The sequence below is a fragment of the Stenotrophomonas sp. YJH_SMC_79 genome (genome assembly GCF_059367995.1).
In genome coordinates this window covers 1,199,094-1,214,402 of the sequence record NZ_JCAFRK010000001.1, presented here as the reverse complement: position 1 = coordinate 1,214,402, position 15,309 = coordinate 1,199,094, and the positions used below count along the sequence as shown (strand labels likewise).

The window sequence follows — 15,309 nt, the reverse complement described above, 5'->3', positions numbered from 1 at the left end:
CCGCCCGCGCGAATGCGCGACGTCGTCGACTGCCACATGGTGATTTCCCCGGGCGGCCCGCAGAGGCCGCTGTTCAGTAGGTCGCCTGGGACGAACTCATCAGCCACGCAACGCGCGCGAAGCACGTTCTGCCGGCTCGATGGCCACTACAACCGTCCCTGGACCTCGTAGGTCAGGTATGAATTTCAGTGACTACGATACCGCACCGCAACAAAAGTGTGATGAACGTCTCATTTAATTTTTTGCCGATTCCGGCGTTATTCGACGACCACAGTTGTAGCAATCCGGAAGTGCGGCACCGTGCACGATTCCGGCAGCGCGAACGCCCTTTCCGGCAAGACGTCACGCGAATTCGGCGCGGGTTCCGTAGGTCTTGTCGGCACGAAATGCGCCATGGGCGCCACGATCAGCCCTTCATCGCCCCATGCCGGAACGAGGCCAACAGCGTGGATGCGGCCATTGCCGGGGCCAGACGGCCGCGCGCAAGCGACCAGGTGATGCCGTAGAAGCAGGTCCAGTAGAAGTCGGCCAACCACACCGCGGTGAACTCCACGTTGAACTCACCCACTCGCTGGCCGCGCAGGAAAAACGCCTCGAAACGTTCACCGATCGGAGCCCAGCGCTCCGGCAGCAGATGCAGGTCACCCTGGCGCTGCTGCTCTTCCATCATGCGCGCGAACACCAGCGTCACCAGTTCCCAGTCGGCCAGCAGCGCTGCCGTGACCTGCTCCAGCACCTGCTGTGCATCCACGTTGCCATCGAACGAGCTTGCCGCTGCTTCCAGGCGTTCGAATCCCGCCGCGAACAAGGCCTCGTCAATCGCCTCCCGCGTTGGCGCGAACCGGTACAGGGTCGCGCGACTGATGCCTGCCCCGCGCGCCAGTTCGCTGAGCGTGCAGCGAGGATGGCTGACCAGGGTGGCAGCAAGGGCGTGGTGCAGGTCGCGGCGTGTGCGGGCAGTGGCAGGTCGCATGGAGGGGCCTGGATGCAGAGTCCGATCACGCTAGCATGAATCATCAATTAATAAACTGAATCATATTTGATTCACTCGAATCACGAATGCGCTACAACACACCTGCGTCCGGTGCACCCGGGTCGGTGCACGGCAGGGAACGCGTCACAGGCATCGAAGGAGACAACGCCATGCTGCATCCGCTACGCGACATCGCCGTGCTCTTCGACGCCAGCGATACCGGGGACCGCGTACTGAACATTGCCGCGCATCTGGCGAAGGCGCAGCAGGCGCATCTGGTCGCGGTATCGACCGCCCAGCATCCCACCGACATCGCCAACGGTTTCGCGCGTGGCGCGGGCATCGCCGCCGCACTCGACCATGAAGCCCGCGCTGACGCCGCCTGCACCGCGCAGTTGATGCAGAACCTGCGCGACACCGCCGAGCCGCTGCAGATCAGCACCGAACTGCGCATCGTCTCGGATTATCTGGGCGGCGCCGATCTGGCCCTGCAGTCGCTCTACTGCGATCTGATCGTCGCCGGCTATCCGCGTACGCCCGGCGCTCCTTCCGGCTGGCACCCACTGGGCACACTGCGCCAGACCGGCGTGCCGATGCTGCTGGTGCCGCCGCACTGGAAGGGCGAGCAGGTCGGCCGGCGTATCGTGGTGGCCTGGAATGCCAGCAAACAGGCCCGTCGTGCCGTGGCGGATGCCCTGCCTCTGCTGGCCCGGGCGCAGGCCGTGCACCTACTGATGGTCGACACGCCCAAGGCTGAAGCCGCGCCGGGCGCCGAAATGGCCCAGCATCTGGCGCGGCATGGCGTCGAGGTCGAAATCCAGGCGATCAGCTCCAGCCAGGGGGGCGTTGCCGCCACCATCCGCCAGCATGTACTCGATGCCGAAGCCGATCTGCTGGTGCTGGGGCCCTACAGCCGCAGCCGCGTGGTCGAACGCGTGCTCGGCGGCGTCACCGAGGATCTGCTGGCCGAAGTTCCGGCGCCGCTGTTCGTATCGCACTAGCGTCACCCTGCCCGGCGCGACGGTAGCCGGTCAGCGACTGGCCGGTATGCCGCCGGAAGTAGCGGCACAGGTAGGACGCATCCTCGAAGCACAGGCGTTCGGCGATGCGTCCGATCGGCAGTTCGCTGTAGCTCAGCAGGGCCTTGATCTCCAGCACCACCTGGCGGTCGATCAGCGCCTTCGGCGTTTCATCGAAGCATTCCCGGGTCAACTGCGAGAGATAGAACGGGGTAATGCACAGCGCCTCGGCGTAGGACTGCACGTCGCGCTGGCGCGTGCTGCGCTGGCCAACCAGCTCCCAGAAATTCCAGGCCAGGCGCTCGCGCCGGCCGACCTGCGGCGCGGCCTCGGAATGTTCCGGAAGCAGCGTGGCGAACTTCAGGAACAAGGTCTGCAGCAGGTTGCGCAGCATCACGTGCCGATGGCGGCCGCCGTTGTGCTGCGCGTCCATCAACTGCTGCAGCCAGCCCTGCAGCAGCGGCACCTCCAGCGGTGACGGCACACAATGGGGATGCTCGTGCAGGAACTTGAACAATGCATTGGGCAGCACGTAGGCCACCTCCGACGCCAGCGCTTTCGGCATCAGGCAGACCACCGCCAGGAAACCGCGCGAACGCTGCCGCAGCAGCGCCAGCGTATCCTCCGCCAGCACCAGCACGTCGTGCCGCTGCACCGCCACCTCGCGGAAGTTCAGTGCGAAACGCGCACGCCCGGACACGCACACCAGCACCGCCAGATACGCGTGCCCGAACGACAGTGGAACACCCAAGCCTTCAGCCAGCGTGCTGACCTCCAGGCGCATGGACTCTTCCTGTTCCAGAAGCTGGGGAATGCGGTCCACGGGCTGATCCGGCTGGATTCCGGGGCCCAGCATATCGGGCCCGGCGCCAGACTTGTGAAAAGTACCGAAATGATCAAGATACCGCCCCCACCCGCAGTAGCCGACGCTGAAGCTGGGTCAGACCCCGCTGCGCTGCATGAACAGCAGTTCCGGCGTCGAAGCGTCTTCCACCGGCTGGAAGCCGAGATCGCGGTAGAGGGCCACCGCTGCGACATTGTCTCGGTAGACGCGCAGGGTCAGGCGCTGCACTCCAGGCGACCGCAGGGCCTCGGCACCCAACAACTGCACCAGCACCCGCCCCACGCCGCGCCCACGCGCCTGCGGCGAAACAATGATGCGGCCCAGGTGGGCGGTGCCGGGCGCGGTCAACCAGTACTGGCCGAACCCCAAGCACGCGCCCTCCCCGTCCAGCAGCACCCAACTCGGTCGCTCGGCCAGTTCAAGCGTCTGTGCGAATGCTTCGGGCAGCAGAGGAAATGCAACGCCTGGGCCGGCCCAGCGTTGCGTCGCTGCAAGCGAATCGAGCCAGCCAGCGATACGTGGGTAATGCAGTGGTTGGACCGGTTGCAACTGTGCGGGCATGAGGATGCCTGTGTGGTCTGGTCCACTGATTGTGAGCGGCCCGCCCGGCGCCGTCACGCTGCGCGGCAGCCGTTGAATGTTGTCCTGCGACAATGCCCTTGCACCATCACAGTCGCAGCTTCATTCCTGCAGGTAGGTAGGGCCGTCCCAGCCATCAAGGTACTTCGGCAACTCATCGCGAACCTCAACTACGCGTTGCCGGTAGTAGAGATGCATTGTGGGCGCCATGGCAACGTCCAGCCATCCGCCGCCTGCGCGGGCGAGCATGGCGTTGGGAACGACACACATGCCCAGACGGTTCGTGCCGAACACAACCTCGCCGCACGTAGCACAGAAGTTCTTCTTCAGCTGCTTCTGGGGGTGGCTGAAGCTTCGCGCATCGAAGGAGGCCATCTGAACCGACGAAGCCTCCCAAGCCGTCGCGGAGAACATGGTGACACCGTAGAAGTCCCTGCACGATGAACAGTGGCAGTTGGCGCGTGCGACCGGCTCTCCAGCCAGCTCAATGGCGACGTTCCCGCACAGGCACGCTACTCGTATCGACATGATGACCCGGAAGAGAGGGGACTGGCGCGGATTCTACTGCCATATCTGGAACACATGCCGACTGCCCCAACAGAAAATTCAATCGGCCTCACCCACAGACGCAACGTGTCGTCCATCGCCGTCGGGGTCTTCGGGCGCTTCCTCCCGATACCCTTTCCCTTCAGGGCCACCAAGGTATCGGGCATGTCGTACCGCACGACGATGGTGTTGATGGCGCGCTCGCCGATGTTGCCCACCTTCTTCACCCGGAGGAAGGTGACGGCGGCGAACCTGGCGCGGGGTGTAAAAGAGAAGGGCCCGCCGGAGAGCGGGCCCTTCCTTGTTCATTTGCCGGTTGTTGACGACTGGATGGGCTTCGGGGTGGTCAGATCGTAGGCAAAGCATGCAGCCTGCATTTCCGTAAGCGCCTTCCGTCGATCGTGCGACGCCTCTCTGCGATCCGTGATCACTGGGAGCTTCAGACGAATCACGTCAGCGACGGCTCTACGATCAGCAATTGCTGCGGATCCCCCAAACCCAGAGTCCTCCAGCGCCTTTCCCGCCATACCCGAGGCGCCCCCCAATGCACTTAGTCCGGCTATCGCACCGGCGTGCTTGGCAGCGTTCGCCGCCGTAAGTGCAGGTGCGATGACCGTGCCCGCGACCAGCCCGATCCCGTACACCCAGAGGGACGCCTTTCGCTGATCAACGGATTTGTTCTCCATCCCGAGGATGAGCTTCTTGCATTCCGCCAGTACCGCTGGCAACGCCTCCTCAACGTCCGAGGCGTCATCCACCTCCTCTCCAGGCTCATACCATCCGTCGCGGGGATGCCTCCTCGGAGGCTTGACTCCGTTGGGATCAGGCGCCTGGGCCTGACCGTCAACGGGGGGCGGCGGAGGTGGAGGTGGAGGTGGTGCTACGTCGGCCCGGGAAGGATGGCCAACGAAAGAGACGTTGTAGGGTGCAGTGGCCCCCCCCTTGGTTGAACAACCAACGCAAAGCACAGCCGCAACCAGAACAGCGGTCATCGCCTTCATGTTGCCCCCTGTCGGCGGCGTCATGCCACCGCTGGGGCCTTTACTACCACAGGATTGCGGTTTTCACGGGACCGACAATCCGACGCTGCCTGCATTTTGCCGGGGCACAGCTTGGCGTACACCGGTTGCATGGCCTGCGGCCGCGTGAATCCAGCCTCCACCTGGGCCAGGTACCCAGTCCGGACGCACGAGGTGGGCCACCAAAGTGTTGAGAGCGATCCAGTCGAGGATGGCCGGGGCGCACGAAGTCGGCAAGTGGCGCGAGGCGCCGCTGGGCCGGTATGCGCGCTGGGCACTTCGCTGTCTCTCCGGTCCGCTTGTCGCCGTGCACAAGAACACGGTATGGCCATCACCGGAGTGCCGTTGCGACAGGTGCAGATCCCGGCCGGGCATGCCGACTACGCCACTACTGGAAGTACTACGCGCACCTCTCCCCTGAGGGCGATGACAGTGCGGTGGCGAAGCCAACCTATTGATTCGCCATTACCATCACTGTGACCAAATGGTGCCTTATGGTGCCTTTTGATGGCCCGATATGGCCTGTGGCGATATAGCGGCTTTCGCAAGCTGTTGATTCTGGTGACCCCGGCCCGATTCGAACGGGCGACCTTCCCCTTAGGAGGGGGACGCTCTATCCAGCTGAGCTACGGGGCCATGCAGCCGGGAAGTTTACAGGCAACACACCCTGCCCTCCAAGCATTCATGCTCCGTACGATTCCGCTGGCGCGTTGCACCATGGCCGGACAGGCCGCTCTGCTACCATCGGCGATTCAGTTCATCGCGTCCCCCACCTGCCCGCGATGGCACCAAACAACGTAACGAAACACAGGAGTCTGCATGTCTTCCGAGCTGCTCAAGTCCCTTGGCCTGGACGCGATCAACGCTGGCACGTACCTGGGCAACGGGGAGTGGTCGAGCGCGACCAGCGGTGAGCTGATCACCCCGGTCAACCCGACCACCGGCGAGCCGATCGCGCAGGTCCGCGCGACCACCGAGGCCGAGTACGAGACCGTCGTCGCCCGCGCCCAGGAAGCCTTCAAGGTCTGGCGCACCACGCCGGCGCCGCGTCGCGGTGAAGCCGTGCGCCTGTGCGGTGAAGCACTGCGCAAGCACAAGGATGCGCTGGGCTCGCTGGTCGCCCTGGAAATGGGCAAGAGCAAGCCGGAAGGCGATGGCGAAGTGCAGGAGATGATCGACATCGCCGATTTCGCCGTGGGCCAGAGCCGCATGCTGTACGGCTACACCATGCATTCCGAGCGCCCCGGCCACCGCATGTACGAGCAGTACCACCCGCTGGGCCTGGTCGGCATCATCTCGGCCTTCAACTTCCCGGTCGCGGTGTGGAGCTGGAATTCGTTCCTGGCCGCAATCTGTGGCGACGTGTGCATCTGGAAGCCGTCCAACAAGACCCCGCTGACCGCCATCGCCTCGCTGAAGATCTGCAACGACGCCCTGCGCGAAGCCGGCTTCCCGGACATCTTCTTCCTGATCAACGATGCGGGCACCGCGCTGTCGGAAAAGATGGTCGATGACCGTCGCGTGCCGCTGATCAGCTTCACCGGCTCGACCCAGGTCGGCCGCACCGTCAACGAAAAGGTCGCTCGCCGCCTTGGCCGCTGCCTGCTGGAGCTGGGTGGCAACAACGCCATCATCCTGGACGAAACCGCCGACCTGAAGCTGGCCGTGCCGGGCATCGTGTTCGGCGCCGTCGGCACCGCCGGCCAGCGCTGCACCACCACCCGCCGCCTGATCGTGCACCGCTCGATCTACGCCGACGTGCTGGCCACCCTGGTCAAGGCCTACAAGCAGGTGGAAGGCAAGATCGGTGATCCGACCGATGCCGCCAACCTGATGGGCCCGCTGAACAGCGACGGTGCCGTGCAGCAGTTCCTCGATGCCATCGCCCAGGCCAAGGCCGCCGGCGGCACCATCGAAACCGGGGGCACCCGCATCGACCGCGCAGGCAACTTCGTGCTGCCGGCCATCGTCTCCGGCCTGAAGAACAGCGACGCCGTGGTCCAGCACGAGACCTTCGCGCCGATCCTGTACGTGATGCCGTACGACAGCATCGACGAAGCCATCGACATGCAGAACGGCGTACCGCAGGGCCTGTCGTCCTCGATCTTCACCCAGAACCTGAAGACCGCCGAGAAGTTCCTGTCGGCCGCCGGCAGCGACTGCGGCATCGCCAACATCAACATCGGCACGTCCGGTGCGGAGATCGGCGGCGCCTTCGGTGGCGAGAAGGACACCGGCGGTGGCCGCGAGTCCGGTTCGGATGCGTGGAAGGTCTACATGCGCCGCCAGACCAACACCATCAACTATTCGGACTCGCTGCCGCTGGCCCAGGGCATCAAGTTCGATCTGTGATGGCAAACGACGCCGAGACGTCTGTGGGTCGGATCCCCGCAGGGGCTCCGACCCTCGACTTCAGCGGCCGCCGCGTACTCATCGCCGGTGGCAGCAAAGGCATCGGTCGTGAAATGGCGCTGGCATTTGCCGGCGCCGGTGCGCAGGTCTCGGTCTGCGCCCGCGGCCAGGCCGGACTGGATGCCCTGCGCACCGATGCGCAGGCACAGGGCACCCCGCTGCATACCGTCTCCGCCGATCTGGCCGACGCCGGCCAGATCCAGGCCTGGCTGCAGGCCGCTGCCGATGCACTCGGCGGCATCGATGTGCTTGTCAACAACGCCACCGGCTACGGCATGGCCGATGACGAGGATGGCTGGGCCGCCAGCCTGCAGATCGACCTGATGGCGGCGGTACGGGCTTCGCGCCTGGTACTGCCGTGGCTGCGCGCATCCAGCGATGCCTGCATCCTCAACCTGTCCTCGATCGCCGCACAGCAGCCACGCCCCGGTGGCGCGCCCTACGCCGCCGCAAAGGCCGCGCTGTCGCACTACACCACCTCGCAGGCACTGGCGCTGGCCAAGGACCGGATCCGGGTCAACGCCATCGCCCCCGGTTCGATCGAATTCGACGATGGCCTGTGGGATCGCCGCCGCACCGAAGATCCGACGCTGTACCACGGCACCCTGGCGAAGATCCCGTTCGGCCGCTTCGGACACCCGCGCGAGATTGCCGACGCCGCCCTGTTCCTGTGCTCGCCGCTGGCGCGCTGGGTCACCGGCAGCGTGCTCAACGTGGATGGTGGCCAGGTGTTGATGGGCTGATACCGGCACTTCGGTAGCTGCCAACCTTGGTTGGCATGCCTTTCGTCGACCAAGGTCGACGCCTACCGCATCCTTGCACTTGCCGGGCATGGGATTGCCTGGGCAGACGCACTATCATGTGCACACTGCCAAGGAGGACCCCGATGAGCGTGGCACCCCGACAGACAAGCGCCCTGGCCGTAGTCAGCCTGGTCATGGGCATCGCCAGCTGGACCGTCCTGCCCTTCGTGGCCAGCATCGTGGCCATCGTCACCGGCCACATGGCCCGCGCCGAGATCCGCCGTCGCCCGCAGGAACTGGAAGGCGACGGTTTGGCCGTCACTGGCCTTGTACTGGGCTGGGTGATGGTCGGCGCCGCTATCGCCGCCATCCTGGTCTTCATCCTGTTCTTCGGCGGCCTGGCCTGGCTCGCCGCGATGTCGAACTGATCGCCATGACCACTTCCGACAGCACTGAACGCTTCAGCAGCCGCGTCGCCGACTACGTCCGCTACCGGCCCGACTACCCGCCCGCCCTGCTGGAGTGGCTGCATGGCCCCATGGGCGTCAGCCACGAGGCCGTGGTCGCCGACATCGGCGCCGGCACCGGCATTTCCAGCCGCCAGTTCCTGGCCACCGGCCATCCGGTCATTGCGGTGGAACCGAACGCCGCCATGCGCGCCGCCTCCGAACAGTGGCTGGCGCCGCAGTATCCGCAGTTCAGCGCCATCGACGGCCGCGCCGAGGCCACCGGGCTGGACGAGGCCAGCGTTGACCTGGTCAGCGTCGCGCAGGCTTTCCACTGGTTCGACACCGTGGCGGTGCGCGCCGAGTGGCAGCGCATCCTGCGCCCAGGTGGCCTGGCACTGATCTACTGGAATTCACGCCTGCTCGATGCCAGCCCGTTCCTGGTCGGCTACGAACAACTGCTGCTGGACTACGGCACCGACTACACCGCCGTGGCCGAGCGCTACCAGGACGACGCCACCATGCAGGCCTGGTTCGGCGCCGGGCTGCGCGGCATGGTGCAGCTGCCGAACGTGCAGTACCTGGATCTGGATGCGCTGCAAGGGCGCCTGCTGTCCTCCTCCTATGCCCCCCAGCCCGGTCACCCGCGCCATGCGCCGATGATCGCCGCTCTGCAGGACCTGTTCGCCGCCCACGCGGTCGACGGCCAGGTTGCTTTTGAATATCGAACCCGAGCCTTCCTCGGCACGCTGGACTGAACCGACGCATGTATTCGCTTGCCCGCCCCTTCCTGTTCTCGCTCGACGCCGAGCGCGCCCACGGCCTCGGCCTGTCCGCACTGGACCTGGCCTATCGCACCGGCACCACGCCGCTGCTGGCCGCCCGCATCGCGCCGATGCCGAGCACCGTGTTCGGGCTGACGTTCCCCAATCCGGTCGGCCTCGCTGCCGGCCTGGACAAGAACGGCGAGCACATCGATGCGCTGTTCGCGCTCGGCTTCGGCTTCGTCGAGATCGGCACCATCACCCCGCGCCCGCAGGCTGGCAATCCGCAGCCGCGCCTGTTCCGCCTGCCGGAACACAACGCGATCATCAACCGCATGGGCTTCAACAACGCGGGCGTGGATGCACTGGTGCGCAATGTCGAGCGCGCGCGCAACCGTCGCGGCCTGCTCGGCATCAACATCGGCAAGAACAAGGACACCCCCAACGAACAGGCCGTGGACGATTACATCGCCTGCCTGGACAAGGTGTATCCGCTGGCCGACTACATCACGGTCAACATCTCCTCGCCCAACACCGCCGGCCTGCGTGAGCTGCAGGAAGAGACCGCACTGCGCCAGCTTGTCAGCCAGCTGCGTGACCGCCAGGAAGCCCTGGCTGCGCAGCATGGTCGCCGCGTGCCGATGCTGGTGAAGGTGGCGCCCGACCTCAGCGAGCGCGACATCGATGCCGCCGCCCGTGTGCTGGGCGAACTGCAGGTGGACGGCGTGATCGCCACCAACACCACCATCGACCACAGCAAGGTGGCCGGCGATCCGCTGGCCAATGAGGCCGGTGGCCTGTCCGGCGCGCCGGTGCTGGAGCAGTCCACCCTGGTGCTGCGCCGCCTGCGCTCGCGCCTGCCCGAATCGGTGCCGCTGATCGGCGTCGGCGGCATCCTGTCCGGTGCCGATGCCGTGGCCAAGATGGCCGCCGGCGCCGCGCTGGTGCAGTGCTACAGCGGCCTGATCTTCCGTGGCCCGGCGCTGGTCTCCGAATGTGTGGAGGCGATCCGTCGCCGCCGCGAAGCGCCCAGCCGCGGCGCGGTGGCCCCACTGTGAGCGCGCCCATGGATACCGTCGACGGCAACGCCCCGCTGCGCTGGACGCTCACCCGCAATGCACCGCTGCAGGCGCTGAACACCTTCCATGTGCAGGCCAGTGCAGCGCAGCTGCTGGAACTGCACGACCCCACGCTGCTGCCGGAAGTGCTGGCGCTGCCCGAAGTGGCCAGCGGCCCACTGCTGGTGCTGGGCAGCGGCAGCAACGTACTGATCGCTGAAGACCTGCCCGGCACCGTGCTGGTGTTCGGCAACCGCGACATCAGCTTCCTGGAACACCGCGCCGACCATGCAGTGATCCGCGCCGGCGCCGGCGTGCCCTGGCATGGCCTGGTGATGTGGTCGCTGCAGGAAGGCCTGTCCGGACTGGAGAACCTGGCGCTGATTCCCGGTACGGCCGGTGCTGCGCCGATCCAGAACATCGGTGCCTATGGCGCGCAGGTTGGCGAGTTCATCCAGGCCGTCGAAGCCTGGGACTGCCAGGAACAGGCCTGGGTGCGGCTGGACAACGAACAGTGTGGCTTCGCCTACCGCGACAGCGTGTTCAAGCAGCAGATGGACCGCTACCTGATCACCGCCATCGAGCTGAAGCTGCCATTGCTGCACGACCTGCGCATGGACTACGCCGGCATCCGCGAGGAACTGCAGGCACAGGGCGTGGAACTGCCGGGTGCGGTAGACGTGGCCAATGCGGTGATCGCGATCCGCCGCCGCAAACTGCCCGATCCGGACGTGCTGGGCAATGCCGGCAGCTTCTTCAAGAACCCGGTGCTGCCGCTGGAACAGGTTGACGTGCTGCTGCAGCACTTCCCCGAGCTGCCGGTGTTCCCGTCCGACCAGGACGGAAAACGCAAGGTCTCGGCGGCCTGGATGATCGAGTCCTGCGGCTGGAAGGGCTTCCGCGAAGGCGATGCCGGCGTGGCCCCGAGCCATGCACTGGTGCTGGTCAACCACGGTAACGCCACCGGTGCTGCGCTGCTGGCGCTGGCGCGACGCATCTCCGCCTCGGTGCTGGAGAAGTTCGGCGTGCCGATCGAACCGGAGCCCCGCCTGCTCGGCGCACAGTGGTGAACAGCCCCGCCCTCTCCCCCAGCGCCACCCCGATGCGGGCGGCGCTGTTGATGCTCGGCAGCACGATGGCATTCGGCCTGATGGCCGTGGCGATCCGCTACGCCACGCGCTACGTACCGACCCAGGAAGTGGCGTTCTTCCGCAACGCCTTCGGCCTGCTCGCGCTGTTGCCGATGCTGCTGCGCCCCGGTCACGCACCACTGAAGACCCAGCAGCTGCCGCGCTATTTCGTGCGCAGTGCGATCGGCCTGGGCTCGATGCTGTGCGCGTTCTGGGCGCTGGGCCACCTGCCATTGGCGCAGGCGGTATCGCTCTCGTACTCCACGCCGCTGTTCGTCACCATTGCTGCCGTGCTCTGGCTGGGTGAGACCGTGCGCGTGCGCCGCTGGGCCGCGGTGGTGGTCGGCTTCATCGGCGTGCTGGTGATCGTGCGCCCCGGTACCGCCGGCTTCACCGCGGGAAGCCTGGTGGCGGTGGCTGCCGCCGTGCTCAGCTCATTGGTGGCGATCCAGATCAAGCAGCTGACCCGCGTCGACAGTGCCGACACCGTGGTGCTCTACACCTACGTGTTCTGGGTGCCGCTGTCGCTGGTCCCGGCACTGTTCGTCTGGGTCTGGCCCACCGGCATGGCGTGGCTGTGGCTGCTGGCCACCGGCGTGCTTGGCACCATCGGCCAGCTGCTGTGGACGCGCGCACTGCGCCTGGGCGAAGTCTCCGCCCTGACCCCGATCAGCTTCCTGCAGCTGCCGCTGGTAACGCTGTGCGGCTGGCTGCTGTTCAACGAAACGGTGGATCGCTGGACGATCATTGGTGCCGGCATCATCCTCGCCGCCAACGCCTACATCGCCCATCGCGAGGCCGTGCTGTCGCGTCGTGCCGCCAGTGCCGCGGCCTCGGCAGCGGCCAAGCCCGCGGAATAGAAACCACCTGCATGGACACGCCATGGGTGAACAACCTACCGGGAAGTCACAACTAACAGTCGACTCTACCCGGGGCGATCCTGGCAACGGCCCGGGAACTAACCCAGCGCGCGATACGCACGCTCCGCCGCATCGAACACATTGCCCGGCGCGAACTGTTCGCCCAGATAGTGCAGCGACTGCCGCCGCAATGGAGGCGAGCGCTCCTCTCCATCGCTCCCCAGCAGCACCTGCTGGAACTCGATCAGGTCCTGGAGGATGCGCCAGTGCCGGTACCAGGCGATCCAGCGCGGATCGCCACGGTCACTGCCGTAGCCGTCTTCGAACCCCAGTGGATTCTCGCGGCCCCAGCGCCCGCCGACAGCGGCACCGATGAACATCAGGTCACGCTCGCGCGGGGCCAGCGACAGGCCATCCCAGTCGATCAGGTGCAGGCCACCGTCATTGCCCATCAGCAGATTGCCGGCATGCAGGTCGGTATGGCACAGGTGCAGGTCAGCCGGAACCTCCTGCAATGCCGCGTGCAGCTGCAGTGCCTGGGCATGCAGCGCGGTGATGCGCGCATGCTGCCGGTCCCATACGGAAACGAATGCACGGCCCAGCCCATCCTTTGCGGCGGCAAGGCCCTCGCCCGCCAGCCACTGCCCAACGGTCTCAAGTGCCGCAGTTTCCAGCCGCACGGTCGGTAGCCCACGCTGCAGTTCGGTGGGCAGCGGCGACGCGTGCAGGCGCCGCAGCACCTCGCCCAGGCGTCGCCACTGCCTATGGCTCAACGCCGCCTCGAACCCGGACTGGCCTTCTATGTAGGGGAACAGGGTGAACTGCAGTCCCCAACGCTGCACCGACGCACCACCGGTCAGCGCCGGCCATGGGGCCACGATTTCATCGATGCCCAGCGTACCGCGCAGCCAGTGCAGGCTGTCCCATACCGCCGGATCAACCTGGTACGTGCGGCATTTCAGCCACCATTGACCGTGGCGCGCGTCGACACGATACACGCTGGCATTGGCGTCGGCACCCACCGGGCGCGGCACCACAGCGGTGGCGGTAATGCCATAGGATTGTTGCAGGACTTCGCCGAGATGCTGCGCCGAAGCGAATGACATGGATGCAAGCGGAAAGTAATACCTGCCGCCACTATCGCAGATGCGTTCGCCGCGACACAGACATGTCCGTCACAACATCACCTCGGCGCGACCAAAGGACTAGCCCGCGATGCGCCGCATCATCGCTTCCAGTGGACCGCGTGCGAACTGCCACGACCACAGCCACGCCGCGCCTGTCGCCAGCATCAGGAACAACAGCGCCCACAACAGCACCGAGGCAAGCGACGCACGTCCGTCAAGCAGGCCGAGGCTTTCCAGTGTTCCCATGCCCAGCAGGATGTGGCCGACATAGAGCGTGAGGGTCATGCGCCCTGCCGCCGTGAACGGCGCCAGCCAGTCACCCGATCGCACACGCGCCAGCCACAGGCAGGCGGCAATGACACTGCACGCCGCGCCCGCACCGGTGAGTACGTAGGCCGGTCCCGGCGGCATCGGCTGCGTTCCCAGCCATGCCTGCCAGGGCGTTCCCTGCGCAAGCTGCTGCACGCCCTGGCCGGCACCAACCAACAGCACGCCCAGCACCAGCAGTGCACGCTGCACCCGCGGTTGCGACAACTGCAGCCGCGCCAGCAACATGCCCAGCAGGAAGAAGCACAACCAGGGCAGCAGCGGATGGAAGCCGTTGAACAGGAGGTTGCGGACCGCGCCCGGCCATTGCCACAGACCGGCGTATTCCAGCGTCTGCCAGTTCCATCCCTGGCTGTAGTCCCAGTGCAGCAACGCCCAGAACGAACAGGCCGCCAGGCCCACGATGCTGGCCAGCAACACCCGCGGCGAAGCACGCAACCACACCACGGCCAATGCGAAATACACCGCGTAGTAATGCAGGATATCGGCCGGGAACAGGGTCAGGTTGAGCAGGCCCAGCACCAGCAGGAACAGTGCGCGCCGCCAGGTCTGCACACTGGCCAGCCACCAACCCTGCCGCTGCGTGGCCAGTACCAGGCCAAGACCGGCCAGCGTAACGAACGTCGCCGAGGCCTTGCCCTCCAGCAGATGGAAGAACCCTGCCAGCCAACCCTCACCCTCTGCCGGCACGGCCATCGCCAGGCGGAAGTTGACCAGCACCATGCCGGCCAGCGCCAGGTAGCGCGCAAGATCAAGGCCGTGCAATCGCCGGTCGACGGCGCTCAAGCGCGTGCCCCAAGCAGCAGCGCGAGCAGACCCAGATCCAGCGAAGCCTCATCGGTGCCATCGGCTTCGCCCAGCCCCCGCCGCAGCGCGTCGCTCTCGATGGCGTCCAGCAGCACCTGCGACTGCAATGCCGGTGTCAACGCCGGGCGCCGACGTTCGCGCTGCGCAACGTGCTGCAGGGCTTCGGCCAGCGTCGCCTGCAATTGCCTGCGATTGGCCGCGAATGCCTCGGCCACGGCAGGATTGCGTGCGCTCTCGGCCAATACTTCGACGGCGAGCGTCGCCCATTCCGGCTGCCGGCATAGTGCGTGGAAGTCCTGAAGGAACACCAGCACCTGTGCGCGCTCGCCATCGGACGCAGCCAGGCGCTGCAGCAACGGTGCCAGTTCTTCGCTCTCGGCCACCGCCACGGCAAGGATGATCGCTTCCTTGCCCGGGAAGTGGTTGTAGAGATTGCCCAGGCTGACACCGGCCGCCTGCGCGATGTCACGCATGCTGGTCTGGTGGAATCCCTTTGCGAGAAAGCACTGCAGAGCGGCCTGCAGGATCTGCGCGATGCGTTGCTCGTTGCGGTCGGCTCGGTTCATGGCGCAAATAGTGAACGAACGTTCGTCCAATTAGAAGACGGCAACCCGACCACCATCGGGCTTCGTTCAGCCAGCCTTGACCTCAACCG

At 66.1% G+C, this 15,309-nt stretch carries 16 protein-coding genes and 1 tRNA gene; 8 read left to right on the top strand and 9 right to left on the bottom strand.

All coding sequences use genetic code 11. From position 1 onward, the window contains the following. Positions 1-406: 406 nt before the first annotated feature. A complete protein-coding gene (locus AC5P57_RS06090) occupies positions 407-973 on the bottom strand; it encodes a TetR/AcrR family transcriptional regulator (RefSeq protein ID WP_099552866.1) in 567 nt (188 codons plus the stop codon). A 170-nt stretch (positions 974-1,143) separates the two neighbouring features. On the opposite strand from AC5P57_RS06090, the gene AC5P57_RS06085 reads away from it, so the two are divergent. Further along, positions 1,144-1,974, top strand: a complete 831-nt coding sequence (locus AC5P57_RS06085; protein ID WP_262235677.1) for a universal stress protein — start codon at positions 1,144-1,146, stop codon at positions 1,972-1,974. Here AC5P57_RS06085 and AC5P57_RS06080 read toward each other — a convergent pair. The 5 genes from AC5P57_RS06080 to AC5P57_RS06060 all read right to left on the bottom strand — a co-directional run bounded on the left by AC5P57_RS06080 (position 1,922) and on the right by AC5P57_RS06060 (position 5,616). Next, positions 1,922-2,815, bottom strand: a complete 894-nt coding sequence (locus AC5P57_RS06080) for an AraC family transcriptional regulator (protein WP_262235676.1) — start codon at positions 2,813-2,815, stop codon at positions 1,922-1,924. The genes AC5P57_RS06085 and AC5P57_RS06080 overlap by 53 nt on opposite strands. 117 nt (positions 2,816-2,932) lie before the next feature. Beyond that, positions 2,933-3,397: a GNAT family N-acetyltransferase gene (locus tag AC5P57_RS06075; protein WP_495219516.1), complete on the bottom strand. Its 465-nt coding sequence runs from the start codon at positions 3,395-3,397 to the stop codon at positions 2,933-2,935. 120 nt (positions 3,398-3,517) lie between these two features. Next, positions 3,518-3,943 (bottom strand): GFA family protein, encoded by a 426-nt coding sequence (locus AC5P57_RS06070; RefSeq protein WP_262235675.1) that lies wholly within the window; start codon positions 3,941-3,943, stop codon positions 3,518-3,520. 323 nt (positions 3,944-4,266) lie between these two features. Then, complete coding sequence (locus AC5P57_RS06065) at positions 4,267-4,719, bottom strand: hypothetical protein (protein ID WP_049430985.1); 453 nt, start codon at positions 4,717-4,719, stop codon at positions 4,267-4,269. A gap of 820 nt (positions 4,720-5,539) precedes the next feature. Beyond that, positions 5,540-5,616: transfer RNA gene (locus AC5P57_RS06060), tRNA-Arg, on the bottom strand. Between the two features lie 183 nt (positions 5,617-5,799). On the opposite strand from AC5P57_RS06060, the gene amaB reads away from it, so the two are divergent. From amaB to AC5P57_RS06025, 7 genes are all read left to right on the top strand, one after another. Then, positions 5,800-7,332: an L-piperidine-6-carboxylate dehydrogenase gene (gene amaB / locus AC5P57_RS06055; RefSeq protein ID WP_049398541.1), complete on the top strand. Its 1,533-nt coding sequence runs from the start codon at positions 5,800-5,802 to the stop codon at positions 7,330-7,332. Then, positions 7,332-8,135 (top strand): SDR family NAD(P)-dependent oxidoreductase, encoded by an 804-nt coding sequence (locus tag AC5P57_RS06050; RefSeq protein ID WP_262235672.1) that lies wholly within the window; start codon positions 7,332-7,334, stop codon positions 8,133-8,135. Before amaB ends, AC5P57_RS06050 begins: the two co-directional genes overlap by 1 nt. Before the next feature lie 143 nt (positions 8,136-8,278). After that, on the top strand, positions 8,279-8,563 hold the full coding sequence (locus tag AC5P57_RS06045) for a DUF4190 domain-containing protein (protein WP_099552872.1): 285 nt from the start codon (positions 8,279-8,281) through the stop codon (positions 8,561-8,563). A 5-nt stretch (positions 8,564-8,568) separates the two neighbouring features. Further along, entirely contained in the window at positions 8,569-9,339 is a 771-nt protein-coding gene (locus AC5P57_RS06040; RefSeq protein WP_099552873.1) for a class I SAM-dependent methyltransferase, read from the top strand. An 8-nt stretch (positions 9,340-9,347) separates the two neighbouring features. Further along, positions 9,348-10,403, top strand: a complete 1,056-nt coding sequence (locus AC5P57_RS06035) for a quinone-dependent dihydroorotate dehydrogenase (RefSeq protein WP_099552874.1) — start codon at positions 9,348-9,350, stop codon at positions 10,401-10,403. Positions 10,404-10,411: 8 nt separating this feature from the next. Next, a complete protein-coding gene (gene murB, locus AC5P57_RS06030) occupies positions 10,412-11,473 on the top strand; it encodes a UDP-N-acetylmuramate dehydrogenase (protein WP_099552875.1) in 1,062 nt (353 codons plus the stop codon). A gap of 32 nt (positions 11,474-11,505) precedes the next feature. After that, positions 11,506-12,393, top strand: a complete 888-nt coding sequence (locus AC5P57_RS06025; RefSeq protein WP_099552876.1) for a DMT family transporter — start codon at positions 11,506-11,508, stop codon at positions 12,391-12,393. A gap of 98 nt (positions 12,394-12,491) precedes the next feature. Here the strand turns inward: AC5P57_RS06025 and AC5P57_RS06020 are convergent, their stop codons facing one another. The 3 genes from AC5P57_RS06020 to AC5P57_RS06010 form a co-directional block, all read right to left on the bottom strand. Beyond that, positions 12,492-13,499, bottom strand: a complete 1,008-nt coding sequence (locus AC5P57_RS06020) for an aminoglycoside phosphotransferase family protein (RefSeq protein WP_099552877.1) — start codon at positions 13,497-13,499, stop codon at positions 12,492-12,494. A gap of 99 nt (positions 13,500-13,598) precedes the next feature. Further along, the gene (locus tag AC5P57_RS06015; RefSeq protein ID WP_099552878.1) at positions 13,599-14,633 is read right to left on the bottom strand and encodes a DUF418 domain-containing protein; all 1,035 of its coding nucleotides are present in this window, start codon (positions 14,631-14,633) and stop codon (positions 13,599-13,601) included. Further along, positions 14,630-15,220 carry a TetR/AcrR family transcriptional regulator gene (locus AC5P57_RS06010; protein ID WP_142807818.1) on the bottom strand — a complete coding sequence of 197 codons (591 nt, stop codon included), beginning with the start codon at positions 15,218-15,220 and terminating at the stop codon, positions 14,630-14,632. Before AC5P57_RS06010 ends, AC5P57_RS06015 begins: the two co-directional genes overlap by 4 nt. Between the last annotated feature and the right edge of the window lie 89 nt (positions 15,221-15,309).